The organism is Kitasatospora arboriphila (genome assembly GCF_039528095.1).
In the GTDB taxonomy this organism is placed as follows: Bacteria; Actinomycetota; Actinomycetes; order Streptomycetales; family Streptomycetaceae; genus Kitasatospora; species Kitasatospora arboriphila.
The window spans coordinates 1-749 of sequence record NZ_BAAALD010000251.1; the positions used below are offsets into that span (position 1 = coordinate 1).

Genomic DNA, 749 nt, shown 5'->3' on the forward strand with positions numbered 1-749 from the left:
CTGCTGACCCTGGATCGTTACCTGGGCACCCATTTCTTTACCAACGATATGGGTGGCAACATGATGATGTACATCAACCTGATTTGGGCCTGGGGTCACCCGGAAGTGTACATCCTGGTTCTGCCGGTGTTCGGGGTCTTCTCCGAAATCGCCGCGACCTTCTCGCGTAAGCGTCTGTTCGGTTACACCTCTCTGGTATGGGCAACCGTCTGTATTACCGTTCTGTCGTTCATCGTTTGGCTGCACCACTTCTTCACCATGGGTGCTGGCGCGAACGTAAACGCCTTCTTCGGTATTACTACCATGATTATCGCGATCCCGACCGGGGTTAAGATCTTCAACTGGCTGTTCACCATGTATCAGGGTCGCATCGTCTTCAACTCGGCGATGATGTGGACTATCGGCTTTATCGTGACCTTCTCCGTAGGTGGGATGACCGGCGTGCTGCTGGCGGTACCGGGCGCGGACTTCGTTCTGCACAACAGCCTGTTCCTGATTGCGCACTTCCATAACGTTATCATCGGCGGCGTAGTGTTCGGTTGCTTCGCAGGTCTGACCTACTGGTGGCCGAAAGCCTTTGGCTTCACCCTGAACGAAACCTGGGGCAAACGCGCTTTCTGGTTCTGGATCATCGGCTTCTTCGTGGCGTTTATGCCGCTGTACGTGCTGGGTTTCATGGGTATGACCCGTCGTCTGAGCCAGCAGATCGATCCGCAGTTCCACCCGATGCTGGTTATTGCAGCTTGCGG

General features: G+C 55.1%; 1 protein-coding gene. It reads left to right on the plus strand.

Annotation, left to right across the window (positions count from 1 at the left end):
* Nucleotides 1–749: cbb3-type cytochrome c oxidase subunit I (locus tag ABD353_RS39775; protein WP_344628587.1), on the plus strand; the 749-nt coding region annotated here is incomplete at both ends.